Origin of the sequence: Nonomuraea lactucae (assembly GCF_003313395.1) — a bacterium.
GTDB lineage: Bacteria > Actinomycetota > Actinomycetes > Streptosporangiales > Streptosporangiaceae > Nonomuraea > Nonomuraea lactucae.
On record NZ_QNFZ01000044.1, the window covers coordinates 1 to 22,867 of the forward strand.

Below are 22,867 nucleotides of genomic sequence, written 5' to 3' on the forward strand. Positions count from 1 at the left end.
GTGGGCGCCCCGCTCCGAAACCGGACGCGGCGGCCCCATCTGACAGGCGCCCCGCTCCGGCGCCGGACGGGGCGGCCTCAGCCGGCGACGGAGGCGAACCGACCGGCACCACGGCCGCGACCGGCAGCGCGTACGGCGCCGGCCGTACGGACCGCCGCATCATCAGCCACGCCACCGCGCGCGGAACCTCCAGCACCAGCAGGAACACCAGCAGGTAGAACATGAGCGCCACCCACAGGTATCCCGGCCAGGCAAGCCAGTGCCCCGCCTCGACCCGCGACGCCACGAACGTCACCATCACCAGCGCGCCCAGCCCCACGGCGACCCAGGTCAGCACCCGGCGCAGCCTGGTGCCCGGCCGGGTGGTCGACCGCACGAGGCGGTGCCACAGATAGAAGTGCACGGTGACGACCACCGCGACCATCGTCAAGACGAAGCCCACGACCACGCCGTCATGCTACGAGCCACGCCAGCCACGCGAGCGCAGCCCCCTGAGAGCCCTCTCAGGGGGCGCACGACGGGCGCACTACGCGCCAGGTCGCGGGACGTCAGGACTTGGCGGCGGGCTTCCGCGCCGCCGGAGCCTTCTTGGCCGGGGCCTTCCGTGTCGTCTTCTTCGGCGCGGGCGCCCGCTCCCGCCGCTCCGCCAGCAGCTCGGCGGCCCGCTCGATGGTGATGTCCTCGACCGTGTCGCCCTTGCGCAGCGAGGCGTTCGTCTCGCCGTCGGTGACGTACGGCCCGAACCGTCCCTCCTTGACCACCACAGGCTTCTTGGAGTTGGGGTCCGCGCCCAGCTCGCGCAGCGGCGCCGCAGCGGCCGCACGGCCCCTGCCACGCTGCTTGGGCTGCGCGAACAGCTCCTTGGCCTGCTCGATCGTGACCGTGAACAGGTCGTCCTCGGAGGCCAGCGACCGCGAGTCGGTGCCCTTCTTCAGGTACGGGCCGAACTTCCCGTTGTGCGCCACGACCTGCTCACCCTCCAGCTCGCCGACCACCCGCGGGATCGACAGCAGCCTGAGCGCGTCCTCCAGGGTCACCGTGTCGAGCGACATGCTCTTGAACAGCGAGCTCGTCCGCGGCTTCGGCGCGTCGGCCTTCCTGGTGCGCCGCTTGGGCGCCCCTTCCTCCTCCTGCGCGGGCAGGACCTCCGTGACGTACGGCCCGAACCGACCGTCCTTGGCCACGATCATGTGCCCGGTCACCGGGTCTTGCCCCAGCTCCCGGTCGCCCGTCGGCCGCGCGAACAGCTCCTCGGCCTTCTCGGCGGTCAGCTCGTCGGGCGTCATGTCCTCGGGCACGTTCACCCGGGCGCCGTCGCGGTCGAGGTAGGGGCCGTAGCGCCCGACCCGGATGACGATGTCGGTGCCCTTGATCGGGAACGAGCTGATCTCCTTGGCGTCGATGTCGCCGAGGTCGGTGACCATCTCCTTCAGGCCCTCGTCGCCGTCGTGGCCGTAGTAGAAGCGCCGCAGCTCCGGCACCCGCTCCGCCCGGTCGTTGGCGATGTCGTCGAGCACCTTCTCCATCTCGGCGGTGAAGTCGTAGTCGACCAGGTTGCCGAAATGCTGCTCCAGCAGGTTGACCACGGCGAACGCCAGGAACGACGGCACCAGCGCCGTGCCCTTCTTGAACACGTAGCCGCGGTCGAGGATGGTTCCGATGATCGAGGCGTACGTCGAAGGCCGCCCGATCTCGCGATCCTCCAGCTCCTTGACCAGCGACGCCTCGGTGTAGCGGGCCGGCGGCTTGGTCGAGTGGCCCGCCACGTCGAGGCGCGTGACGCTCAGCGCGTCACCCTCGGCCAGGTTGGGCAGCCGCTTCTCGGAGTCGTCGCGGTCGGTCGACGGATCGTCGGCCCCCTCCACGTACGCCTTCAGGAAGCCGTGGAACGTGATCGTCCGCCCGGACGCGCTGAACTCGACGTCCTCACCCGCCGACGACCTGCCGGCCACCTTCACCGAGATCGACTCGCCGACCGCGTCCTTCATCTGGGACGACACGGTGCGCTGCCAGATGAGCTCGTACAGGCGGAACATGTCGCCGGACAGCCCGGTCTCGCCCGGCGTCCGGAACTCCTCGCCCGAGGGCCGGATCGCCTCGTGCGCCTCCTGCGCGTTCTTGACCTTGCTGCTGTAGAGGCGGGGCTTGTCGGGAACGTACGCCGAGCCGTACAGCTTGATCGCCTGGGAGCGGGCCGCCGCGATGGCGGTCTCCGACAGCGTGATGCTGTCGGTGCGCATGTAGGTGATGAAGCCGTTCTCGTAGAGCCGCTGCGCGACCTGCATCGTGTACTTCGCGGAGAAGCCGAGTTTGCGGCTGGCCTCCTGCTGCAAAGTGGTCGTCCGGAACGGCGCGTACGGCTTGCGCGTGTACGGCTTGCGCTCGACGGACCTGACCGCGAACGAGGCGCCCCGCAACCGGCCGGCCAGCTCGCCCGCGGCGGCCTCCGACAGGTGGAGCACGTCGTTGCTCTTGAGCAGGCCCGTGCTCGCGAAGTCGCGGCCCTGAGCCACCCTCCTGCCGTCGACCCCGGTCAGCATCGCGGTGAAGTCGCGCGGCCGCTCCTCGGCCCTGCCGGTGTCGAACAGCGCCTGCAGGTCCCAGTAGTGGGCGGACGTGAACGCCATGCGCTCCCGCTCCCGCTCCACCACCAGACGCGTCGCCACCGACTGGACGCGACCGGCCGACAGGCGGGGCTTGACCTTCTTCCACAGGACCGGGCTGACCTCGTAGCCGTAGAGTCGGTCGAGGATGCGCCTGGTCTCCTGCGCGTCCACCAGGCGCAGGTTGAGGTCACGCGGGTTGGACACCGCGTCGTGGATGGCCTGCCGGGTGATCTCGTGGAACACCATGCGGTGGACCGGCACCTTGGGCCTGAGCACCTCCTGCAGGTGCCACGCGATGGCTTCCCCCTCCCGGTCCTCGTCAGTGGCCAGGAAGAGCTCGTCGGCGTCCTTCAGCAGCTGCTTGAGCTTGCTGACCTGCGCCTTCTTGTCGGGGTTGACGACGTACAGCGGCTCGAACCCATGGTCCACGTTCACGCCGAGCCGCGCCCACGACTCCCCCTTGAACTTCTCGGGGATGTCGTCGGCCTTCTCCGGCAAGTCGCGGATGTGGCCGATGCTGGATTCGACGATGTAGCCGGCACCGAGGTACCCGGCGATCGTCTTCGCCTTGGCCGGCGACTCCACGATCACCAGGCGTGTTCCGCCGGCGCTGCCGTTGTTGGCTGGCACGCTGCTTCCTACCTCGCTGTTCGCTCGCAAATCCCCCTACCGGGAGCGGGCATAGACCTGAAAGGTAACCCGACTCGCCGAATTTTCCTTCCCCCGGGGCTACCCACTAGCTTTCGGGTCCACCCACAAGCACGCAGAATAAGGCCCGACGAGCAGCGCTGCGCCCTGACTCACCCTGGAGACTAATCGTTGTGCTCGACTACTCCTACATGGATATCTTCATTCCGCGCGACCTCTCCCGCGAAGCCGCACGTCAACTGCTGACCGAACATGCAGAGTACGGCCGGTGGGAGCTCGCCCGGGTGCGGCTCCATCCGGACGGGAGCCGTCAGGTCCGGCTGCGCCGCAAGGTCATGCGCGTACGCAGCACGCTCTGAAGTGTGCCGCGGATCACTCACTCCCCTCACTTCACTCGCCGGGCCGTACGGTGCCGGGTGTCCGAGGCGGCCCGGTAAAGCGGACATAGCTTTGCCCGTCTCGGGCCGCGCCCCCGAGACGGGCAAAGCGTCTGGCTTGCCCGTCACAGGGAAGGGCAAAGCGTTCACAGGCCTACCGCTGGCCGCACCTACCTGTGGCTTACCTGCGGCTCACGTACGGCTCACGTACGGCTCACGTACGGCCGAGACGGAACCGGCGGGTGGCCGCGAACAGCACCGCCGACCCGGCGCACATCGCGCCCAGCACCAGGGCGAACAGCGCACCGGTGTTCATCCCGGTGAGCCCGGCGGGCCGGGCGGCGCTCATCAGCCCGAGGTCGCCGACCGGCAGGCCGCGAGCGGCCGACGTCACGGCGCCGCCGACCGGGGTCGAGGAGACCAGCGAGGTCGCCGGGTCGGCGACGGCGAGCGGGCCGGAGGCGGCGGTCCCGGCGACCCGGCCCTTCTTGCCCGGCTTGACGGGCTTGACCGGCGTGACGGGCTGGCCAGGGAGTCCGGGCAGGCCAGGCAGGGCGGGCAGCCCGAGCGAGTCGGAGACGCCGCCCACCACGGGCAGGCCCGACCCGCGCATCTGCTGTGCGACACCGGCGACATCACCCACGCCGCCCACCACCGGAACGGCGGGGAGTGCGGGCAGCATGCCACCGGCGGCCTTGGCGCCGGAGGCGGCCCCGGGGCTGTGGGCGAAGTGCTTGTATCCGTGGTGCCCGTCGTCGACCGGCTTGCCGACCCGAGCCCCGCCGAGGCACCCGGCGGCGGCGTCACCCAGGACCGCCACCGCGTTGCCGCAGACGTTGATCGGCGCGGTGATCGGAGCGACCACCTGGTTACCGGCCAGCACCCCCGACCGGCCGGACGTGGTGTTGCCACCCGCACCCGAACCGTGACGCGGCGAGACGCTCGCGCCGCCCTTGCAGTGGGCCTCGGCCAGCCCGAGGGCGGCCACGGCGTTGCCGCAGGCGTTGATCGGGGCGGTGATCGGAGCGACCACCTGGTTACCGGCCAGCACACCCGACCGGCCGGAGGTCCTGTTGCCCCCGGCGCCTCGGCCGTCGTGCTTCACCGACGCACCGCCCCGGCACCCGGCGAACGCCTCGCCGAGCACGGCGACCGCGTTGCCGCAGACGTTGATCGGCGCGGTGATCGGAGCGACCACCTGGTTACCGGCCAGCACACCCGACCGGCCGGTGGTGGTGTTGCCACCCGCACCCGGGCCACGGCGGCCGCTCTCGACGCTCGCACCGCCCTTGCACCCGGCGGACGCGTTGCCCACGGCGTTGCCGCAGGCGGTGATGGGCAGGCTGATCGGGGCGATCACCTGGTTGCCGCTGCCCGCCGCGAAGCGGCCGTCGGTGTCGTTGCCGGTCGATCCCCCGTGACCCGGGTGGTAGCCGTGGCCCTTGCCGGGGTTCTTGACCGAGGCGCCGCCCTTGCAGCCCGCGAACGCCTCGCCGAACGCCGCCACCGCGTTGCCGCAGACGTTGATCGGCGCGCTGATCGGGGCGATGACCTGGTTGCCGCCCAGCACGGAGCTGCGCCCCGAGGTGGTGTTGCCTCCGGCGCCGCGGCCGGAGTTCTTGACCGAGGCGCCGCCCTTGCAGCCGGCGGTCGCGTCCCCGAAGATCGCCACCGCGTTGCCGCAGGCGTTGATCGGCGCGGTGATGGGCGCGGTGACCTGGTTGCCACCGAGCACGCTGTGGTCGCCGGTGGTCCGGTTGCCTCCCGCGCCGCCCCTGCCGGAGTTCTTGACCGAGGCGCCGCCCTTGCAGCCCGCGTCGGAGCTGCCGAACAGCGAGACCGCGTTGCCGCAGGCGTTGACCGGGGCGCTGATCGGCGCGTTGACCTGGTTTCCGCCGAGGACGCTGGAGTCGCCGGACGTCTTGTTGGCGATGCCGCCCTTGCCGGTGTTCTCGACCGACGCGCCGCCCTGGGACGAGCCGCGGGACTCGCCGGCCACGCCGACGGAGTTGCCGCTGATGTCGATCGGCAGGGAGATCGGCAGGTCGACCTGGTTGCCGCCGCCGATGGAGTTGTCACCGGAGGTGTCGGCCAGGGCGGTGCCACCGCCGAAAGACATGACCGCGACCGCAAGCAGAGCCGCGGGAGTTGAAGCCTTCGCCCACGTACGCATGATGAATGCTCCTATGTGGTTCTTGGGGGGAATACCTGACAGTTCGCGGGCAGCCGAGGCCGTACGAGGTCACAGCGCGCCACGTACGGCACGACCTCGGATTCGCGAACCAGTGATGACTGACGTGTCACCCGCGAGCGGAGGGGATCACGACCACGCTCCGCCGCCGGCACATGAAGGGCCGGAACCTGGGCGGGGATCAGTCAGGTGAGAACGAAGGGTCGTCCGCCGCTGTGCGGACGACGGGGGGAAGCACGCACGCCATGAGCGCGCGCCCAGCTTCGAGCCGCGGGTCGAAAACGGACCTCGCGACATCCCCCATGCACGGCCCGAACGGGCCGCCGCCACCGCCGTTGGGCACCAGACCATCGGTGTCCAGCATCGAGCTCGCGGTGGAAGGTGCGGGCAGTCCGGGGTCGGACTGGCTGGTGAGCCCGTCGACCGTCAGTCCTGCCATCGCCTCGGCGTTGTCCGACGCCGAGACCGTGCCATCAGCCGTGGGGAAACCGCCCGTGGTGGGCCCGGTGACGGTCAGGGGTGCGCCCGGCCCTGTCGCCGCGGTGGAGTCCGCGACGGAGGAGCCGGTGTCGGCCGAAGCCGTGGCAACCGAATCGGTAGCCAACGGAGCCGCAGTGACTGGAGCTGTAGTGACTGGAGCTGTGGTGACCGGAGCTGTGATGCCCCGAGCTGTGGTGACCGGAGCCGCGGCGACCGGAGCCCCCAGAGCCACCGGAGTCGCCACAGCTACCGGAGTCGCCACAGCCGCCGGAGTCGCCACAGCCGCCGGAGTCGCGGCCAACATCCCGAACAGGACGGCGAGCAGCCACCCGGCGGCCACCAGGCCGCCGACCACTGCCGCTCGTGCGATGACCCGACGAGCACCGGCCGCGAACCGCGCCATCCGGCACGCCCGCTCGGTCATCGAGCCCTCCGTCGAGACTGCCACCGGCACGCGGCGCACGGCGAGGGACATCGCCCTCCGCCTCCGCGCCGGCATGCCTGCCACGTGACCTCCAAAGCTCCAGAACCGACCTCACGCCGTGAGGCCGGTCCATGGACTCACCCCTCAACGATCCGTAACCGTAGCACCACTCAAAGTGTTCGCAAGGGCTTTTCAGCACGGACCCAGGAATCGGTCAAGCACCCACCCCCCGAACCGCCCCAAAAACGCGCCACCCACCGCCCCGCGCCCGCGAACCCTCCCCGACACACCACGGAACAGCCCGCAGACCTTCGCCCAACCACCCGCCCACCCCGCCGCGCCCACCTCCCCGCGACCACTGCGGATTCCCGGTATGACGCACCCCTCAGAGTTTGCTAACCTAGCTGAGCCGACGCGGGATGACGGTCCCGCGTGCAGGCACCAAGTCCGGGTGGCGGAATAGGCAGACGCGCTAGCTTGAGGTGCTAGTGCCCTTTGCGGGGCATGGGGGTTCAAGTCCCCCCTCGGACACAAACCGGTCGCCTATGGGGTCCTGGTCACGATTAGATGTGATCAGGACTTTCTGCTTTGACGGGTGGTAGATCAGCCGCAGTCCGAGAGGACGCACCATGTCACCAGGCCTATGCGTGATCTCGCCAGCTGATCATGACCCAGCCGCTTCTGAGGCTGGACGTGGGCACGGTTGAGACGTTGCTCGGCCGCGGCCTTGCGATCGAGCTCTTCCTGAATCCATCCAGCCATGAGCCGCTCGATCGGCGCCCGCCTCAAGGGCGGCCCGATGCTGGGCCAGCTTTTGATCAGACTCGGCGATCTGGCGGCGCGCCACGGCGAGTGCTTGCCTCCGGCGGGACTAGGTCCTGTGCCGCCGTCAGAACATCTAGAGTCCGGTCGAGGTTATGAGGTAGACGTTGCGGGGATGCATGACGTGGCTGGCCACTCCGGATGCGGGTCGCGTCGCGACCGTTCACCCTGACAGATCCGGCTCGCCGCGCCGACTCATCGGATGCGGCGGGTTTCCCGCTTCGGGCGGACAGAATCGGGTGCATGCCAGTTGAGGTGAGTCCGCAGGTCGTGGTGCGGCGCGCGCGGGCCGAGGTGGCTGAGTACATGTTCGACCCGGCCCACGACCTGGAGTGGACCGGCGGGATCACCGCCAGCCGCCCTGCCCAGCCCGGCGCTTTGCGGACGGGTGCCCAGGTGGAGCGGACGGCGAAGTTCCTGGGACGCAGCTTCACCTACCGGTATGTGGTCACCGCGGACGAGCCGGGTCGCATGGTGGAGCTGGCGGTGGAGCGGCCGTTTCCGATGACCATCCGCTATGAGCTCGCCGACCATCCGGACGGCACCCTGGTGACGATCCACGCGACAGGGGAGCCGGGCTGGTTCTTCCGCTGGGCCACACCGCTGCTCAGACGCCGGGTCCACGGGAGCATCTCCGCGGACCTGGAACGATTGCGCGCCCGCTTGGAGCGTGACGGCTAGTATTTGGCGAGCTCGGCGTGCAGTTCCTGAACCCACAGGGCGTTCAGTGAGAGCCCGGGGATGGCCGAGTCCTGCGGGCGGCGGTACGCCTCGACGGCGCCGAGCTCGGCGAGCTGCCCGAGCACTCGGACGCCTGCCATCGCGAGCCACGCCTCGCTCTTGGGCCCGAGGCTGCGCAGATCGCGCAGTCTCATCGCTCAGCTGCCTCCAGCGGCAGGTCGAACCAGCGGAACAGGTCAGCGTCGGGGAACCCGACGATCTCCGCCACTCCTTGCGCGGTCAGGGACAGCACCATGATCCCGTAGCCGCGGCAGGTGCCGGTACTGTCGGGCAGGTAGGCGGCCAGCGCGGGCTGGCCGTGGGCCAGCGATCTCGACCAGTTCGATGAAGTCCAGGCGATCACCCGCTCGACCATGATGGGGCTGCCCTGCCTGCGCCACGACGGCCGCTTCGTGGCCTCCTTCGACCGGCGCAACCCGGCGCTGATCGTCAAGCTGCCGCGCCAGCGCGTCGCCCAGCTCGTCGAGGACGGCGTCGGCCCCCCTTCGCCCCGGCCGGCAAGGTCTTCCGTGAGTGGGTCGCCCTGCCCGACCCCGACGAGCAGCTCTGGCGCGACCTCCTCGCCGAGGCCCGCGCCCACGCCCGCGTCCCCGCCGGGCAAGGAGGCTAGATTCTTGAGCGCAGGTGTCGATCCGGGCGAGGTCTGTTCGTAGTCAGGTGACCGGGCGGGAAGGATCTGCCCGCTGGGAGAGGAGCACCGCCATGCCGCACTACCTGCTGTCCGTGCACAGCGTCGAGGGCCAGGTACGCGAGCCGATGACCGAGGAGGACATGCGGCGCTCCCACGAGCGGCTCGGCGCCATCGAGCAGGAGATGAAGTCGTCGGGGATGTGGGTGTTCTCCGGTCGCCTGCACCAGGCCGACACCGCCACCGTCGTGCGCACCGCCGGCGGGCAGACCGTGACCACCGACGGCCCGTTCGCCGAGTCCAAGGAGCACCTGGGTGGCTTCTACATCATCCGGGCCGGCGACCTCGACGCCGCGCTCGCCCTGGCCGCGAAGGTCACCGCGGCCATCGACACGCCGATCGAGGTGCGCCCGTTCGCCGCCACGTCCGACGAATGACCACTGAGGGCCAGGAGGCGATCGGCCGGATCTTCCGCGAGGAGTACGGCCGGTCGCTGGCCATGCTGATCGGCCTGTTCGGCGACATCGACGTCGCCGAGGACGCGGTGCAGGAGGCGTACACCCTGGCGCTGGACAAGTGGCTGGCCGAGGGCCTGCCGCCCAACCCCGGTGGCTGGATCACCACCACCGCCCGCAACCGCGCGATCGACCGCCTGCGCCGCCAGACGCGCGAACGGCACCTCCTGGGCGAGGCGGCGCTCCTGGCCTCCGACAGCGAACCGGCCCAGGAGGGAGGGGCCGTGCCCGACGACAGGCTCAGACTGATCTTCACCTGCTGCCACCCCGCCCTGGCGGCCGAGACACAGGTCGCGCTCACCCTGCGGCTGCTCGGCGGCCTGTCCACCGACGAAGTGGCCCGCTCTTTTCTGGTGACCGAATCAGCCATGGCGCAACGCCTGGTCCGCGCCAAACGCAAGATCAAGGCCGCCCGCATCCCGTACCGGATCCCCAGCGACCACGAACTGCCCGACCGCCTGCCTCCGGTGCTGGCCGTCCTCTACCTCATCTACACCACCGGCCAGTCCAGCCCAGGCGAGCGGGGCCTGTGCGGTGAGGTGATCCGGCTGGCCCGCCTCCTGGCCGCGCTCATGCCCGACGAGCCCGAGGCGGCCGGCCTGCTGGCCCTGCTGCTGCTCACCGAATCCCGCCGAGCCGCACGCACCGCACCGGACGGCAGCCTGGTCCTGCTCGGTGAGCAGGATCGTGGCCACTGGGACCGCGGCCTGATCGAGGAGGGACAGGCGATCGTGCGCCGCTGCCTGGCCCGTGACCGTCCCGGCCCCTACCAACTGCAGGCCGCCATCAACGCGGTCCACGCCGACGCCCCTACCGCCGCAGACACCGACTGGCCGCAGATCATCGCCCTCTACGACCACCTGTACGCGCTGGCCCCCACCCCGGTCGTCGCACTCAACCGCGCCATCGCCATCGGCGAGTCACACGGCCCCGTCTCCGCCCTTACCCTGATCGACCAACTCGACCTCGACCAGTACTACCCCTTCCACGCCGCCCGCGCCGACCTGCTGCGACGCCTCAACCGCCACCGCGATGCAGACGCCGCCTACCAACGGGCCGCCACCCTGGCGCCTCCCGGCCCGGAGCGAGACTTCCTCAACCGCAGCGGCCGCACCGCGTGACAGTGAACCACGCCCATCTGGTGCGGCTTAAGGGTGGCGGACACGAGAGGATCGGCTCTGCGCGGTCCAGGTGAGGCTTCCCAAGAATCGCCCGGGTCCACATCGTGACCGCCGTGACCCGTGTGTGCTCCAAGCGTGTGGTCCTCGAGTCCCCGGGCCAGCGTCCGTCCTAGTGCAGGCGTGCCAGCCAGCGGCCGTGCACGGTCCAGCAATCGGCTTCCACGAACCCGCTGGCCAGCGCGATCCGCCGGATGTCACTCGCCGAAACGGTCGCCCAGCCGAACCATTCCCCTGCGAGTGGCCCCCGGCGTAGCCGGAGCCGGTCGACCCGGCTTCGTGTCCCGGTCGGCGCCACCTCGGCCAGGATCGCGCCGCCCGGCCGTAGGAGCTGCCTGACCCTGTGCAGCAGCAGTTCGGGGTTGCCACCGATGCCGATGTTGCCGTCGGCCAGCAAGGCCGTCGCCCAACGGCCGCTGCCGGGGACGTCGTCGAAGACGTCCCGGAGCAGGGCGAACCCTCCGGCGCGGCGGGTCAGGGCGACGGCGCGTGGGGTGATGTCGATGCCGAGTGAGCGGACTCCGCGCCGGGTCAACGCCGCCGTGAGACGCCCGGGACCGGAGCCGATGTCCAGCGTGGGGCTGGAGCAGCGGCTCAGGAGTTCCTCGTCCCCGTCGATCGGCTCGAACCAGCGTGCGGTCTCCAGCGTGACGCGGGTGCCGTCCACGTATTCGAGCTCGGCGGTCTCCCCCGCCAGGGCATCGGCGTAGATCTCCCCGATCATCGGCTCAGCTCCCGCAGCGTGGCAGCGAAACAGGATGCGGGCACCTCAGCGGCCACGGCGACGGCGTCCACCGCGGTATCGACATCGGTCAGCTCGGGCAGGTGGTGAACGGCCAGCCCGGCGCGTTCGAGCCGGTCGAGCTGAAGCTTGCCGGTCTCCGGATGCGACATGGGCACCCCCAGGAGCAGCGCCGGGTCTGGTCGCCGCAGGCCGAGCAGCCAGAAGCCGCCGTCGGCGGCCGGGCCGTACACCGCGTCGTGCTGCTCCAGTGCCTTCCCGGCCTCGCGCAGCAGCGCGGGCGTGACCTGCGGGGTGTCCATGCCGATCAGCACGACGGGGTCCTGCCGTAGCCGGTGGGCGTCGGCGAAGGCGGCCGCCAAGCGCTCGTCCAGGCCCACGCCGCGCTGTGGGATCACCACGAATCCCGCGGGCAGCCAGCGGCCCGGCAGCCCGTCCAGGGCGAGCACCCGCTGGGTGGCCGGTGCCGCGGCGACGGCGCGCACGCCGTCGCGGAGCGCAGCCTCGGCGAGGGCAGCGGCCTCGGCCGGGCTGTACGGCGGGGTCAGCCGGGTCTTGACCCTCCCGGGCAACGGTTCCTTAGCGATGATCACGATCTGCGCCGACGTTTGGTCGACAGTGTGATGACTCAGCGTGCTCAGTCCTTTCCAGATGCTGACAGCAGGTGATCCGCCACCGCGAGCAGGGCGATGGCCGCGAGGACGATCACGAGGTTGAGGCCGTAGGCCAGCGGGAGGATCGACGGGTTGTCGGCCCGCCGGCCCAGTGCCAGCACGGTAGGGAGGGTGGCCAGCATCAGGGTTCCCGCCAGGATCAGGGCGGTCCGCACGGCCGGGGGCCACCGGCCGATCATCGAGCCGGCCACCGCCGCACCCGGGGCGAGCAGAGCATCGTGCACGACGAGCACCCCGCCGAACCACAGAGCCCACCCGATCAGGACGCCCTCCAGCGCCAGCCCGGCCAACCCGAGGACGATCAGGATGCCGCCGAGCGCGTAGCCGACCCATCTCATGTCACTTTCACTTCCTTGACCCATTTGGTCTGTTGGACGCCCGGCCGGTTCGGCGCGATCAGGCGCACCGGGAAGCCGTGGTCGGCGTCCAGCCTCTGCCCGTTGATCCGCAGGGCCAGCAGTGTCAGCGGATCGGTCCAGTGAGGTGGGCGGATCTCGCTGGTCCGGTACGCCCCTGCCCGTTCCAGGGACTCGATGATCACGAAGGCGTCCGGAGAGGCGCCGGCGGACAGCAGCAAGTCGCGAAGCCGTACGCCGGTCCACTCGCACTCCACGCTCCAGCCCTCCACGCACGCGATCGGCAGGCGCACGGTGTGCTGCGGCAGCCGTAGCAGGTCGGCGTAGCCGAGCGACAGGGGCGTGCGAACGGCGCCCGTGACCAGCAGCCGGTAGTCGGGGGCGGAGATCACGCCGGCCGCGGCCGCCGACCTGTTGACGGGCACTCCCTGGGGACCCGCACGCGGATCGCGCGGGGCCAGGATGGCCAGCCGTGCCAGCGGGGTGACCGCCTCGCCTGCGGTGACCAGGGCGGTCAGACCGCAGGCCGCGGCGACGGTGAACAGCAAGCGCCTGCGTTCGGGACTCTCTTCGCGGGCCCACAGGCTCCGCCTGACCTTGGCCCACTCGTTGGCCACCCGCGCCTACATCGCCGCCATGCTGTCGGCACTCATGCGGCGTCGCGGTCTCCGAGACGACGTCGAGAAAGCGGTTCAGGTGCGGGTGGACAAGCAGCATGTCATCCACGAGGGCGACCATCGGTTCGCCGTACTTCATCGCTCGGCATCATTCCCCTCGACGCCGACCTGGCCTGTCGAGGGGTTCTTCATGTTCAACGACGCCGAGGTAGCCGTCGAACTCGTCTCTGGCCACCCGACGATCACTGGTCGGTATGACCTTGAGCTACAACTGACGCAGCACCTGCATGGCATTCCTCTCGATGCGCGAAAGATCGTGGAGAATGACGCCGGCCTGCTCGAGATGCCCCACGTCGCCGCTGTCTCCAGCCTTGGTGATCAAGGTGGCCACGTCCGTCCACAGGGTGGTGGCTTCGGCGTACAGCTTGTGACCGGCGCGGAGGTTGCTGTCGTCGATCAGTTGGATGCATTCGCCGAGGAAGTCGCGGTAGAGGGCGCGAAACAAGGCACCGCCGGTGCCGGCTTTCTCCATCAGGAGGGCGGCTTGCGGTAGGTCCTGCTGCGGGTTGCCGGTGCGCAGCAGCCATTTGGGCACCTGTTTGGCGGCTTTCTCGATGCCGCGGTGGCCCAGGTTGGCGATGGGAGCGGCGAGGAAGGCGTCGGCGCAGTCCCTGATGGCGGGGATGATCTGGTCCTGCCAGCAAGGCGAGTGCCCCGGCAGGGTGATGGTGAATGATCGGTTTCTGGCGGTCATCGGGCCGCGTTCGGTCCGCGCCATGGCCAAGCTGACCCTGCTGGTGCGCACCGCTCCTCCCTGCTGGTCGGTGTCCACGAGGTAGACGTCGTGCTCGTCGTAGCCGTACATTGCGACGACATGGCCGCCGAAATGGACCTTGGACTGGAAGTACTCCAGGTGATAGCAGTCGAGCTGAAGGCCGACCGGCCGGCCGGCATCGATGGGGGCGGCCACGTTCTCCCACGCCTTGCGCGGCGAGGTGGTCTCCTCGACCAGTAACGTCAGCCCGAGCCTGGCGGTCAGGTTCCTGGTGAGGTCGAAAGGCTTGACGCGGCCTCCGAGAAAGGGGAACGCCATGCCTTTGCTGTCCCAATAGATGAAGGACAGGCCCGAGCCCAGCCCGAACAGCATGGGCTCGGACAGATCGAGTCCTTCATGCCGCAACAGCACCCCCAGCGCCGTCGTCTCGCAGTGGTGCATGCCGCGAGCCTCGATGTCCTTCACGATGGTCATACGTCGCTCTCCTCAACAACTGGGCGATCAGCGTGCACGCAGCCACTGTCCCGGGGGGCGCGCGCCGACTCGCCGAGTTCCGGCTCCGGTCGCCCTGCTACTTCCTTGACCGCTACCAGGATCGTCAGGAGCAGCATGAGGCCTCCCACAGGGGGAGAGTCCAGCCGAGAATAGCGAATTCGGGGCGAGCCACCACCTGTCCTGATTCTCGGCGAGCACGACCGCGGCGAGCCCCGGCCACTGCGGCCACGATCCCGACCCAGTCCTTCCAGCCCACAGCCCCCATGGGGGGTGTGCCGTAGACGAGCCGCCTACTCGGGCCGAGCACGCGAACGCTCCGCGAGGCGAGTCGGGCTGATCCCTGAGCTGGGTCAGCTTGCCTCGCGGAGCGGCTGAAACTGAACGTTGAGCCGCACTTCGAGTGCTTCGGCGAGGCGTTCCAGCATGGGGATGGTAGGCATGGTGCCTCCGGCCTCGAAGCGAGCGACCGCAGGCTGCTTCAGGCCAGCCCGCTCAGCCAGTTCGGCCTGCGTGAGGCCGAGTTCTTCGCGGCGCTGCCGTACCGCCTCTCCGAGCTCGAACCGAAGGCGAGCGGCCTCGTAAGCGGCTCCGGCATCAGGACGGCTCATGATCTCGGCACGCTTGTCGGCCCATGCCTTGCGCTCAGCCATGGCCCTCACTCCTCATCCGCCGTGTGTGCCTCAGCGACACACCGCTCCATTGCCCGTACTGCCCGCTCGATCTCGCCAACCTCGCGCATCCGCTGCTTCTTGAACACCGTGGGCAGGATGATCCTCCTGCCTGAAGCGATCCAGTAGGTGATGCGCACGGCCTCCCGGGAGAGATGGAAGCGGAGTTCCCGGAGCTTGGCTTCACCGTTGGCAAGCTCGCTGCCAAGTAGGCGGTTGTCTTGGGCCCAGCGCCACGCATGCTGCTGAAGCGTGCGATCCGGCGCACGGCGGCGAGGCTGAATGCCGGCGGCGTGGGCTCCTCCTCTGTCCGGCACTGCTGCCGTTCGACCTCTGCGGCTTCCACCGCGCCGAACCGTGGGAGCTTCCGCCGCTTGAGATCAAGGAACCGGCGGTCGACGCCGCAGGTCTGGAAGGCTGCTCGAAGCCCTGGCGCGCGGCGCCGTATCAGCAACGCTCAAGTGCCCAGCACGCGGCGGGCGACCGCGGTGATGTGCAGCTCGTCGGGGCCGTCGAGCAGGCGGGCGGTCCTTCCCGTACGGAAGAGCCCGGGAAGCGGTGTGTCCGGGCCGAGCCCCGCGGCACCGTGGACCTGGATGGCGGCGTCGGTGACCTGTTGCAGCATGCGGGCCGCGGCCACTTTCGCCAGTCCTGTCTCGATCCGGGCGTCCCGTCCGGCCTCCGCGAGGGTGACGGCCTCGAAGACGAGTGGCCGGGTGGTCCTGATCGCCAGCAGCGCGTCGAAGACGAGTTGCTGGACGAGCTGGTGGTCGGCCAGCCTCCCGGCGGACGTGGAGCGGGCGCGGGCACGTTCGCGCATGAGAGTGAAGGCGCGCTGGGCCTGGCCGAGCCAGCGCAGGCAGCGCAGCAGGCGGCCGAGCCGCACCCGTTCCCCCACGACGCGCAGTCCCTTGCCCTGGTCGCCGATGAGGTGGTCGGGTGGCACGGTGACCCCGTCCAAGGCGATCTCCCACTGACCGCCCGCGCCGAGGATCGGCAGCTCGCGCACCACTCGGAAGCCCGGTGACGAGGTGGGGACCAACAGCGCGGACAGGCCGTCCGGATCGGGGGAGGTGCGGGCGAGCACGAGCGCCAGGTCCGCGTGACCGGCGCCGGTGACGAACCACTTCCGGCCGTGAACCGTCCAGGCGCCGTCGGGCTCCCGGGTCGCGTGCGTGCTGATCAGGGTGGGATCGGATCCGGGCGTGTCGGGCTCCGTCATCGCGTTGCACATGGTCAGCTCGCCGTCCGCGACGCGGCGGAGATAGTCGCCGTGACCGCCCAGCGTCTTGACATCCAGCAGGACGGTGGAGCCGAGCGCGCCGGCGGCGTGGTCGGCAGCCCCTTCGGCCTCCGCCACGTGGGCGTACTCGGTCAGCGACAGGCCGGCTCCGCCGAGCTCGCGGGGCAGCCCGAGGCCCCAGAGTCCTTCGGCTCGCGCTTCACGCCTGAGCTGCTGGATCAGGGCGCGCGCGGTCGCTCCCCCTGCGTCGAGCTCTGGTTCGTGCGGCTCGACCCGTTCGGTCACGAACCGGGCCACGCGGTCTCGTAGCTCGCGCAGATCAGGCGGGCACGCCGGTGCGCCCCACATTCCGGTGGCTTGCACATCCATCTCCATAAATGTCGGGAACTAAATGTCGGGAACTAGCGGATATGTCCGTCCGACTCTCTGCTGTGGAACAGGTCGCGCGACCGCGCGCCCGAGTTCCCGCTCGAAGAGAGGAGAGTTCATGGCGTACCCCGCCACAGTTCGGACGGCGCAGCCGCTCGATGACCTCACGTCGCGCACCGCCGGTGCACCGGGCCTGACGGCGACCGCCGCCCGCCACCTGGCCGTGCTGGGGGCCGAAGATCTCGGCGCCACACCGTCCGAAGGTCCCGGGACGATCACACTCGCGGCAAGGGACGGGCATGAGCTCACCGCGGAGGTCGCCTGGGCGCGGATCGTCCCCGCGGGCGAGGTCAGCGACGAGTCCACCGCGCAGGCCGCCACCGGCGTCATGCACGTCCACGGCCGCCGGGACGGGGAGCCGCGGGGATTGGCCGCCGACTACCTGACGACGGCGTGCGCGGTGCTGACGGTGCAGGGGCTGCTCGCGGCGTTGCTCGGACGCGCTCGCGGCGCGGCCGTGGCGGAGGTCCGCACCGGTGTGGACCTGGCCGGGCTGCTCTCCGTCGGCCAGTATCTGGCGGCCGCCACGGCCGAGGAGGACGAGGCGGTCCCGTTCGCGCCGGGCGGGCCGCCGTTCTGCACGGCCGACGGTATCCGCTTCGAGGTGGAGACGCTGGATCCCGAGGTGTGGGTGGCGTTCTGGCGCGAACTCGGCGCTGCCGAGCGCCTGGCGGCATCGGCGTGGCGCTCCTTCCAGTTCCGCTACGCCACCGCCTGCTCCCCGCTGTCGGGCGAGCTGCACGACCGGGCGCGCGCCGCCGTCTGGCACGAGGTGCGGCGGGCGGCCGAGCTCTCCGGAGCCTCGCTGTGCGCGCTCAGGTCACTGTCCGATCGGCTGGCCGAGTACGAGCCGGCGGCGCCGTGGCTGCTATCACCGTTCGCCACGGCCTCCTCTCCTCGATCACGGAACATCCCTGATGTCGCCCATCCTCTGGCGGGGTTCACGGTGCTGGAGGCGGGGCGGCGGATCCAGGCGCCGCTGACAGCCCATCTGTTGGGGATGCTCGGCGCCGAGGTGGTGCGCGTCGAGCCGCCCGGCGGTGACCCGCTGCGGGGGATGCCGCCGACCTGCGGCGAGTTGTCCGCGCGCTGGCTGGCGCTCAACCGGGGCAAGGCGGCCGTGGAGATCGACATCAAGTCGTCCACCGGCCGGGCGGAGCTGCGCGAGCTCGCCTCGGGAGCGGACGTCTTCCTGCACAACTGGGCGCCGGGCACCGCCGAGCGGCTCGGCCTGGACGACGGTGACCTGTCGGCGGTCAACCCGGGCCTGGTCTACGCCTACACCAGCGGCTGGGCGGACCGGATCCCGGACGCGCCGCTGGGCACCGACTTCATGGTGCAGGCCCGTACCGGTGTGGGTGAGGCGGTGCGCCCTGAAGGCGAGCCGCCCGCGCCCTCGTTGATGACCCTGCTGGACGTGCTCGGCGGCCTGCTGGGAGCGGAGGCCGTCCTGGCCGGTCTGCTGCTGCGCGAGCGGACGGGCGCCGGCGTACGCGTGGACTCCTCCCTGCTCGGCGCCGCCGAACTGCTGACCGAACCGGCACTGCGCCGAGCCGTCGGGGGAATCGTCCCTCGGGCGCCGCGGGGCTTCCGGCATCCGCTGCCCGCGTCGGACGGCTGGGTGGCGGTGCCCGACGACTGCGCCGACCCGGCACGAAAGATCGTCGACGCGGGCGGGGAGCTGACCGCCGCCGGAACCGTCGCCCTGCTCCGCCGGGAAGGGCTGCGGGCCACCTTCGTGACGACCGCCCTGAACACCCTGCCCGGCGATCCGCGTTTCGCCGCCGCTCTCACCCGTGACGAGCACGGCGCCGTCGCCGTACCCGCGCCCTGGAGGTTCGCATGACCGCACGCCTGATCGACCTGGTGCCCGCCACGCTCCGCCGCGCCTGGGCGGCCGACGGCACCTGCCCGGACCTCGACCTGTACGCGCTGTTCCGCGCGCACCGCCTGGCCGCCCCGGACCGGGTTGCGGTCATCGACGACGCCGGCGCGCTGACCTACGGCGAACTCGACCTGCTGGCCAGGGCCGCGGCCGCCGGACTGCGGAACCTCGGCGTCTGCGAGAGCGACGTGGTCGGGGTCCAGGTGCCCAACGGAAGGGACGCGGTCGTCGCCGACCTGGCGCTGGCCGCGCTGGGCGCCGTGGCGCTGCCCTTCCCGGTGGGCAGGGGCGTCGCCGAGGCGGTGTCGCTGCTGAGCCGCTCCGGCGCCCGCGCCGTCATCGCCGCCGTCGAGCACCGGGGCTCCGAGCACGCCCGCGACCTGGTGTCGGCGGCGCAGGAGTTACCGGCCCTGCGCGTGGTGATCGCCGCCGGGCCCCAGGAGCCGCCGGCGGGCAGCGTGCCCTGGGCCGATGTGCTGTCCGCCGAGGCCCACGCCTTCGTGCCGGCCCGGCCGGACCCCGACGGCGCCGCCCGCATCCTGGTCTCCTCAGGTTCGGAGGCCGAGCCCAAGATGGTCGCCTACTCCCACAACGCCCTGGCCGGCGGGCGGGGCAACTTCATGGCGACACTCCTGCCGGAAGGGAACCCGCCCCGCTGCCTGTTCCTCGTCCCGCTGGCCTCCGCCTTCGGCAGCAACGGAACCTCGGTCACCCTGGCCAGGCACGGCGGGTCCCTGGTCCTGCTCGACCACTTCTCGCCCGAGGCCGCGCTGGCCGCGATCCGCGAGCACCGGCCCTCCCACGTACTGGCCGTACCGACCATGATCCGGATGATGCTCGACCAGATCGGGACCGGGCCGATGCCGTCCATGACCGCGCTCGTGCTCGGTGGCGCCGAACTGGACGCCGCGACGGCCGCCGAGGCCCGCTACGTGTTCGACTGCCCCGTCGTCAACCTGTACGGATCGGCGGACGGCGTCAACTGCCATGGTGGACTGGCCCAGGCTCCGGCGAGCGATCATGGCCCCGGCGTGGTGGTCGGCCCGCCCGATCCCCGGGTCGCCGAGATCCGCATCTCCCAGACTGCCGGCGAGGAGTACGGCGAGATCATGGCCCGCGGCCCGATGACGCCGATGTGCTATGTCGGAGCGCCCGAGCTGAACCAGCGTTACCGCACGGCCGAAGGCTGGGTGCGCACCGGCGACCTCGGGTTGATCGACGACACCGGCCGGCTGCGGCTGGTCGGCCGGCTCAAGCAGGTGGTCATCCGCGGAGGGGCCAACATCAGCCTGGCCGAGGTCGAACGCGCGCTGGCCGCCCACTCCGGCGTCCGGGACGCGGTGTGCCTCGGCGTGCCCGACCCGGTCATGGGCGAGCGGCTGGCGGCGTGCGTCGTCGCGCGCTCCGAGCGGCCGATCGACCTGGCGATCCTCTGTGACCACCTTCTCCGGCGAGGTCTCGAACGGGCGAAGCACCCCGAGCATCTGCTGGTGGTGGAGGAGATACCGCTCACGCCCGCGGGCAAGCCGGATCGCGACGCCCTGCGGGCACGGATCGCACCACCGCCGTCCGGCTGACGACCTGGAACGGAGCCGCTCCGGTGCAGGCGCACCGAGCCTCAGGCCGCCCGGTCGGCCTCCAGCACCGACGCGGTGAGCTGGAGCCGCGCCCGCGACACGCGGGAGCGGACCGTGCCGACCGGGCAGCCGAGATGCTGGGCGGCCTCCGCGTACGGCAGGCCCACGAGCTGGGTGAGCACGAAGGCCGCCCGGCGCTCCCTCGGGACCTCCGTCAGCAGCTCCGCCAGCGCGACGCCCTCCTCCAGACCCGGCAGGCCGCCCGGCTGGCGCCGCTCGACGGTGGCCTGCCAGTCAGCCAGGTTCGCGACGACCGGGCGGACCGCCGCGGAACGGAAGCGGTCGGCCACCACGCGGCGGGCGATGGACAGCAGCCAGCTTCGGGCCGAGGACCGTCCGGCGAATCTCGGCAGGCTGCCGAGAACCCGCAGGAACGTCTCCTGGGTGAGATCGTCCGCCGACTCCGCATCGGCCAGGTAGGCGACGAACCGCCGGACGTGCGGATAGGCCGCGACGACGAACGCCTCGACGTCGTCCGGGTCGCTCTCCCGTGCGGCCAGGGCGAGCGCCGTCAGCCGCTCGTCGCTGATGCCAGAGCTCATGGTGATCCTTCCTTGCGTCGCGGGACGGAGAACGGGACGGAGAACGGGGTGGAGAACGGGGTGGAGAACGGGGTGGAGAACGGGGTGGAGAAGCGGACGAGTCGTCGGCTCCGGCATCGGCGGGAACCCGGCCAGGCTCGAGAGAAACGAGTGAAAGGAGACGGCGATGCCGTCGGAGCGGTCGAATCAACCCACCGACTCGGGTCAACCCACCGACTCGGGTCAACCCACCGACGAGGTAACCGGGCACCGAGGGGTCACCGGCCTGCTCACCGCCGCCATGGCCGTGTCCATGGCGCAGCTCTTCCTGATCGGCGCTCTCGGGCCACGATTGGTGGAGGAGGCGGGTATCTCCCGCTCTGTGCTCGGCTTGACCACGACCGCCGGATTCGGCGTCGCCGCGGTGCTGTCGCTCAGCGCGGGCAGATGGGTGGATCGGTTCGGGGCCCGGCGCTGCCTCGTGGCGCTGCTGCTGCTCGCGGCGATCGCCCTGACGCTGATCGGCTCGGCGTCGAGCGCGCCGATGCTGCTGGCCGCCGTGGCACTGGGCGGCCTGCCTCAGGCGCTGGCCAATCCGGCCACCAACAAGGTCATCCTCGCGGTGGTCGCCCCGGCCCGCCGGGGAGCGGTCACCGGGTGGAAGCAGTCCGGCGTCCAGCTCGGCGCGTTCGCCGCCGGGCTGCCGCTGGCCGCGCTCGCCGCGTGGCTGGGGTGGCGGGAGGCGGTGTGGGCGGCGGCGGCGATCGCCTCGTCCATCGCCGTCTGGGCCGCCTGGGCGCTCCCGGCGGACACCGTGCGTGCCGCCCGACCCGCGGTGACCCTGCCGCGTGCCCAGGTCGGGACGCTGGCCCTGTTCTCGTTCCTGCTGGGATGCGGCATCGCCGCCGTCAACACCTACCTGGCGCTGTTCGGCACCCAGCGGCTCGGCCTCGCGCCGGTGGTGGCGGCCTGGCTGGTCGCCGTGCTGGGGATCACCGGAATCGCGGGCCGCGTCGGCTGGTCCCGACGGGCGGGGCGAGCCGATCAGGCCGCCGCGCTCCTCGCGCCCCTGGCGGCTGGCGCGTGTGGGGCCGCGCTGCTGTTCGGCGCCGCTTCGTCGCTGCCGGCTCTTGTCTGGGTGGGTGCCGCGGCCATCGGCGCCTTCGCCGTCGCCGGCAACGCGGTCACCATGGTCGCGGTGATCAAACGGGCTGATCCGCGCACCGCCGGACGCGACTCGGCGCTCGTCTCCTCCGGCTTCTTCGCCGGTTTCGCCGCAGGCCCTCCGCTGTTCGCGCTCGTGATCGAGGTCGCCGGGTACGAGCCCGGATGGCTGCTGGTGGCCGCCGAGTTCGCGGGCGCCGCCCTGGTGGCGCTGCCGCTCCGGATCAGGAAGGCCGCACGGGCATGAACCAGGCGGAGCAGGCACTTCGCGACGTCCTCGACCGGGTGACGGCCACGGAGGAGCAGGTGGAACAGCGATGGCCGCTGTTCGCCGACCCGGTGTCCGGTCGCTGGACGACCACGGCTCGCGGCTCATGGACGGGAGGCTTCTGGGCCGGGCTGCTGTGGCTGCGAGCGACCCTGAGCGGACGCCCCGATGATCGGGCCGCCGCCTCCCGCAGCACCGCCTCGCTCGCCCCGTGGATCGAGGCCGACACCGCCACCCGCGGCATGATCTTCTGGTACGGCACCGCCCTGGCAGTGGACTGCGCCGACGCGACCGCCCTGCGCGAGCGAGCGGCGCTGGCCTGCCTGGACGCTCACGATCCCGAACTGGGGCTGGTGCCCTGGGGCGCGGCGTTCGGCGGCCCGCGTGAGCTCGCCCGCGTGGACGCCCTGCCGGGGCTGGTACGCCTGCTCCGCCTGACCGGCCCAGCGGGCATCCGGGCCGCCCGCGATCAGCTCAGCCTGCAACTGCGGCTGACGATGCCAGCCGAGCCGCCGCGGCCCGCCTGGCAGGCCACGCCGGACGGCACCTGGGTGCCGCACCCCGACCCGCCCGCGGGGTGGAGCCGCACGGTGGCCTGGCTGGCCTTGGCGGTCGCCGATTCGGGTCACGCCGCAATCCCCGAGGGCTTCCTGCGGCATCCGGTCGTCCGCGGCCGGTTCGCTCCGGGCTCGCGGGTGCTCCTCCCGGCGTCGGCGGCGCGGCCGGACGGCCCGCCGGACACCTCCGCCGCCGCGATCGAGGTGGTCGCCGCGCTGAAGCTGG

The 22,867-nt window shown here is 71.3% G+C and carries 23 protein-coding genes, 1 tRNA gene and 1 pseudogene; 10 read left to right on the forward strand and 15 right to left on the reverse strand.

Features of this window, described 5'->3' with window-relative positions; all coding sequences use genetic code 11:
• Together DQW85_RS02995 and topA are read right to left on the reverse strand one after the other, a co-directional pair.
• A pseudogene (locus DQW85_RS02995) lies at window positions 1-448 on the reverse strand (metallophosphoesterase); the annotation flags it as partial.
• A 100-nt stretch (window positions 449-548) separates the two neighbouring features.
• Window positions 549-3,236, reverse strand: coding sequence for a type I DNA topoisomerase (topA, locus tag DQW85_RS03000; protein WP_113698893.1), 2,688 nt, complete (start codon window positions 3,234-3,236; stop codon window positions 549-551).
• 191 nt (window positions 3,237-3,427) lie between these two features.
• On the opposite strand from topA, the gene DQW85_RS03005 reads away from it, so the two are divergent.
• Window positions 3,428-3,613, forward strand: coding sequence for a DUF5703 family protein (locus DQW85_RS03005; protein ID WP_113698894.1), 186 nt, complete (start codon window positions 3,428-3,430; stop codon window positions 3,611-3,613).
• A gap of 232 nt (window positions 3,614-3,845) precedes the next feature.
• Here the strand turns inward: DQW85_RS03005 and DQW85_RS03010 are convergent, their stop codons facing one another.
• Together DQW85_RS03010 and DQW85_RS03015 are read right to left on the reverse strand one after the other, a co-directional pair.
• Window positions 3,846-5,750 (reverse strand): chaplin family protein, encoded by a 1,905-nt coding sequence (locus tag DQW85_RS03010; protein ID WP_162794680.1) that lies wholly within the window; start codon window positions 5,748-5,750, stop codon window positions 3,846-3,848.
• Window positions 5,751-6,003: 253 nt separating this feature from the next.
• A complete protein-coding gene (locus tag DQW85_RS03015) occupies window positions 6,004-6,426 on the reverse strand; it encodes a hypothetical protein (protein WP_205314833.1) in 423 nt (140 codons plus the stop codon).
• A 244-nt stretch (window positions 6,427-6,670) separates the two neighbouring features.
• Here DQW85_RS03015 and DQW85_RS44080 point away from each other — a divergent pair, with 244 nt between their 5' ends.
• The 3 genes from DQW85_RS44080 to DQW85_RS03030 all read left to right on the forward strand — a co-directional run bounded on the left by DQW85_RS44080 (window position 6,671) and on the right by DQW85_RS03030 (window position 8,229).
• Window positions 6,671-6,814, forward strand: a complete 144-nt coding sequence (locus tag DQW85_RS44080) for a hypothetical protein (RefSeq protein WP_162794681.1) — start codon at window positions 6,671-6,673, stop codon at window positions 6,812-6,814.
• A 357-nt stretch (window positions 6,815-7,171) separates the two neighbouring features.
• Window positions 7,172-7,257, forward strand: a tRNA-Leu gene (locus DQW85_RS03025).
• Between the two features lie 534 nt (window positions 7,258-7,791).
• On the forward strand, window positions 7,792-8,229 hold the full coding sequence (locus DQW85_RS03030; protein WP_162794682.1) for an SRPBCC family protein: 438 nt from the start codon (window positions 7,792-7,794) through the stop codon (window positions 8,227-8,229).
• On the opposite strand, the gene DQW85_RS03035 is transcribed toward DQW85_RS03030, so the two are convergent.
• Both DQW85_RS03035 and DQW85_RS03040 read right to left on the reverse strand, forming a co-directional pair.
• Window positions 8,226-8,423: a TfoX/Sxy family DNA transformation protein gene (locus DQW85_RS03035; RefSeq protein WP_113698898.1), complete on the reverse strand. Its 198-nt coding sequence runs from the start codon at window positions 8,421-8,423 to the stop codon at window positions 8,226-8,228. The genes DQW85_RS03030 and DQW85_RS03035 overlap by 4 nt on opposite strands.
• Window positions 8,420-8,890, reverse strand: a complete 471-nt coding sequence (locus DQW85_RS03040) for a hypothetical protein (protein WP_162794683.1) — start codon at window positions 8,888-8,890, stop codon at window positions 8,420-8,422. The genes DQW85_RS03035 and DQW85_RS03040 overlap by 4 nt, the downstream gene beginning before the upstream one ends.
• Before the next feature lie 101 nt (window positions 8,891-8,991).
• Between DQW85_RS03040 and DQW85_RS03045 the strand changes: the two genes are divergently transcribed.
• Both DQW85_RS03045 and DQW85_RS03050 read left to right on the forward strand, forming a co-directional pair.
• On the forward strand, window positions 8,992-9,354 hold the full coding sequence (locus tag DQW85_RS03045; RefSeq protein ID WP_113698900.1) for a YciI family protein: 363 nt from the start codon (window positions 8,992-8,994) through the stop codon (window positions 9,352-9,354).
• The gene (locus DQW85_RS03050) at window positions 9,351-10,553 is read left to right on the forward strand and encodes an RNA polymerase sigma factor (RefSeq protein ID WP_113698901.1); all 1,203 of its coding nucleotides are present in this window, start codon (window positions 9,351-9,353) and stop codon (window positions 10,551-10,553) included. Before DQW85_RS03045 ends, DQW85_RS03050 begins: the two co-directional genes overlap by 4 nt.
• Window positions 10,554-10,722: 169 nt before the next feature.
• Here DQW85_RS03050 and DQW85_RS03055 read toward each other — a convergent pair whose 3' ends face one another.
• From DQW85_RS03055 to DQW85_RS03085, 8 genes are all read right to left on the reverse strand, one after another.
• Entirely contained in the window at window positions 10,723-11,334 is a 612-nt protein-coding gene (locus DQW85_RS03055) for a class I SAM-dependent methyltransferase (RefSeq protein WP_113698902.1), read from the reverse strand.
• On the reverse strand, window positions 11,331-11,945 hold the full coding sequence (locus DQW85_RS03060; protein WP_338043350.1) for a TIGR04282 family arsenosugar biosynthesis glycosyltransferase: 615 nt from the start codon (window positions 11,943-11,945) through the stop codon (window positions 11,331-11,333). The genes DQW85_RS03055 and DQW85_RS03060 overlap by 4 nt, the downstream gene beginning before the upstream one ends.
• Window positions 11,946-11,989: 44 nt before the next feature.
• The gene (locus tag DQW85_RS44085; protein ID WP_162794684.1) at window positions 11,990-12,364 is read right to left on the reverse strand and encodes a hypothetical protein; all 375 of its coding nucleotides are present in this window, start codon (window positions 12,362-12,364) and stop codon (window positions 11,990-11,992) included.
• Window positions 12,361-12,999 carry a molybdopterin-dependent oxidoreductase gene (locus tag DQW85_RS03065; RefSeq protein ID WP_113698903.1) on the reverse strand — a complete coding sequence of 213 codons (639 nt, stop codon included), beginning with the start codon at window positions 12,997-12,999 and terminating at the stop codon, window positions 12,361-12,363. Before DQW85_RS03065 ends, DQW85_RS44085 begins: the two co-directional genes overlap by 4 nt.
• Window positions 13,000-13,264: 265 nt before the next feature.
• Window positions 13,265-14,248, reverse strand: coding sequence for a BtrH N-terminal domain-containing protein (locus DQW85_RS03070; protein WP_113698904.1), 984 nt, complete (start codon window positions 14,246-14,248; stop codon window positions 13,265-13,267).
• Between the two features lie 371 nt (window positions 14,249-14,619).
• Window positions 14,620-14,919, reverse strand: a complete 300-nt coding sequence (locus tag DQW85_RS03075) for a helix-turn-helix domain-containing protein (protein WP_113698911.1) — start codon at window positions 14,917-14,919, stop codon at window positions 14,620-14,622.
• Between the two features lie 5 nt (window positions 14,920-14,924).
• Window positions 14,925-15,254 carry a type II toxin-antitoxin system RelE/ParE family toxin gene (locus DQW85_RS45605; protein ID WP_205314838.1) on the reverse strand — a complete coding sequence of 110 codons (330 nt, stop codon included), beginning with the start codon at window positions 15,252-15,254 and terminating at the stop codon, window positions 14,925-14,927.
• A gap of 140 nt (window positions 15,255-15,394) precedes the next feature.
• The gene (locus tag DQW85_RS03085; protein ID WP_113698905.1) at window positions 15,395-16,549 is read right to left on the reverse strand and encodes an acyl-CoA dehydrogenase family protein; all 1,155 of its coding nucleotides are present in this window, start codon (window positions 16,547-16,549) and stop codon (window positions 15,395-15,397) included.
• A gap of 118 nt (window positions 16,550-16,667) precedes the next feature.
• Between DQW85_RS03085 and DQW85_RS03090 the strand changes: the two genes are divergently transcribed.
• Complete coding sequence (locus DQW85_RS03090; RefSeq protein ID WP_113698906.1) at window positions 16,668-18,455, forward strand: CoA transferase; 1,788 nt, start codon at window positions 16,668-16,670, stop codon at window positions 18,453-18,455.
• Entirely contained in the window at window positions 18,452-20,071 is a 1,620-nt protein-coding gene (locus tag DQW85_RS03095) for a class I adenylate-forming enzyme family protein (protein ID WP_113698907.1), read from the forward strand. Before DQW85_RS03090 ends, DQW85_RS03095 begins: the two co-directional genes overlap by 4 nt.
• 41 nt (window positions 20,072-20,112) lie before the next feature.
• On the opposite strand, the gene DQW85_RS03100 is transcribed toward DQW85_RS03095, so the two are convergent.
• The gene (locus tag DQW85_RS03100) at window positions 20,113-20,673 is read right to left on the reverse strand and encodes a sigma-70 family RNA polymerase sigma factor (protein ID WP_113698908.1); all 561 of its coding nucleotides are present in this window, start codon (window positions 20,671-20,673) and stop codon (window positions 20,113-20,115) included.
• A gap of 166 nt (window positions 20,674-20,839) precedes the next feature.
• On the opposite strand from DQW85_RS03100, the gene DQW85_RS03105 reads away from it, so the two are divergent.
• A complete protein-coding gene (locus tag DQW85_RS03105) occupies window positions 20,840-22,063 on the forward strand; it encodes an MFS transporter (RefSeq protein ID WP_205314835.1) in 1,224 nt (407 codons plus the stop codon).
• Window positions 22,060-22,867 (forward strand): sugar ABC transporter permease (locus tag DQW85_RS03110; protein WP_113698909.1); only part of this gene is annotated, 808 nt, incomplete at its 3' end. The genes DQW85_RS03105 and DQW85_RS03110, both read left to right, overlap by 4 nt.

Excerpts from the sequence above, each read along its gene's own strand:
- DQW85_RS03010 (WP_162794680.1), bottom strand. The coding sequence starts at position 5,750 with ATGTCTTTCGGCGGTGGCACCGCCCTGGCCGACACCTCCGGTGACAAC.
- DQW85_RS44080 (WP_162794681.1), top strand. The coding sequence starts at position 6,671 with ATGACCCGACGAGCACCGGCCGCGAACCGCGCCATCCGGCACGCCCGC.
- DQW85_RS03055 (WP_113698902.1), bottom strand. The coding sequence starts at position 11,334 with ATGATCGGGGAGATCTACGCCGATGCCCTGGCGGGGGAGACCGCCGAG.
- DQW85_RS03050 (WP_113698901.1), top strand. The coding sequence starts at position 9,351 with ATGACCACTGAGGGCCAGGAGGCGATCGGCCGGATCTTCCGCGAGGAG.
- DQW85_RS03070 (WP_113698904.1), bottom strand. The coding sequence starts at position 14,248 with ATGACCATCGTGAAGGACATCGAGGCTCGCGGCATGCACCACTGCGAG.
- DQW85_RS03030 (WP_162794682.1), top strand. The coding sequence starts at position 7,792 with ATGCCAGTTGAGGTGAGTCCGCAGGTCGTGGTGCGGCGCGCGCGGGCC.
- DQW85_RS03105 (WP_205314835.1), top strand. The coding sequence starts at position 20,840 with ATGCCGTCGGAGCGGTCGAATCAACCCACCGACTCGGGTCAACCCACC.
- DQW85_RS03075 (WP_113698911.1), bottom strand. The coding sequence starts at position 14,919 with ATGGCTGAGCGCAAGGCATGGGCCGACAAGCGTGCCGAGATCATGAGC.
- DQW85_RS03095 (WP_113698907.1), top strand. The coding sequence starts at position 18,452 with ATGACCGCACGCCTGATCGACCTGGTGCCCGCCACGCTCCGCCGCGCC.
- DQW85_RS44085 (WP_162794684.1), bottom strand. The coding sequence starts at position 12,364 with ATGAGATGGGTCGGCTACGCGCTCGGCGGCATCCTGATCGTCCTCGGG.
- DQW85_RS03045 (WP_113698900.1), top strand. The coding sequence starts at position 8,992 with ATGCCGCACTACCTGCTGTCCGTGCACAGCGTCGAGGGCCAGGTACGC.
- DQW85_RS03035 (WP_113698898.1), bottom strand. The coding sequence starts at position 8,423 with ATGAGACTGCGCGATCTGCGCAGCCTCGGGCCCAAGAGCGAGGCGTGG.
- DQW85_RS03100 (WP_113698908.1), bottom strand. The coding sequence starts at position 20,673 with ATGAGCTCTGGCATCAGCGACGAGCGGCTGACGGCGCTCGCCCTGGCC.
- DQW85_RS03090 (WP_113698906.1), top strand. The coding sequence starts at position 16,668 with ATGGCGTACCCCGCCACAGTTCGGACGGCGCAGCCGCTCGATGACCTC.
- DQW85_RS03085 (WP_113698905.1), bottom strand. The coding sequence starts at position 16,549 with ATGGATGTGCAAGCCACCGGAATGTGGGGCGCACCGGCGTGCCCGCCT.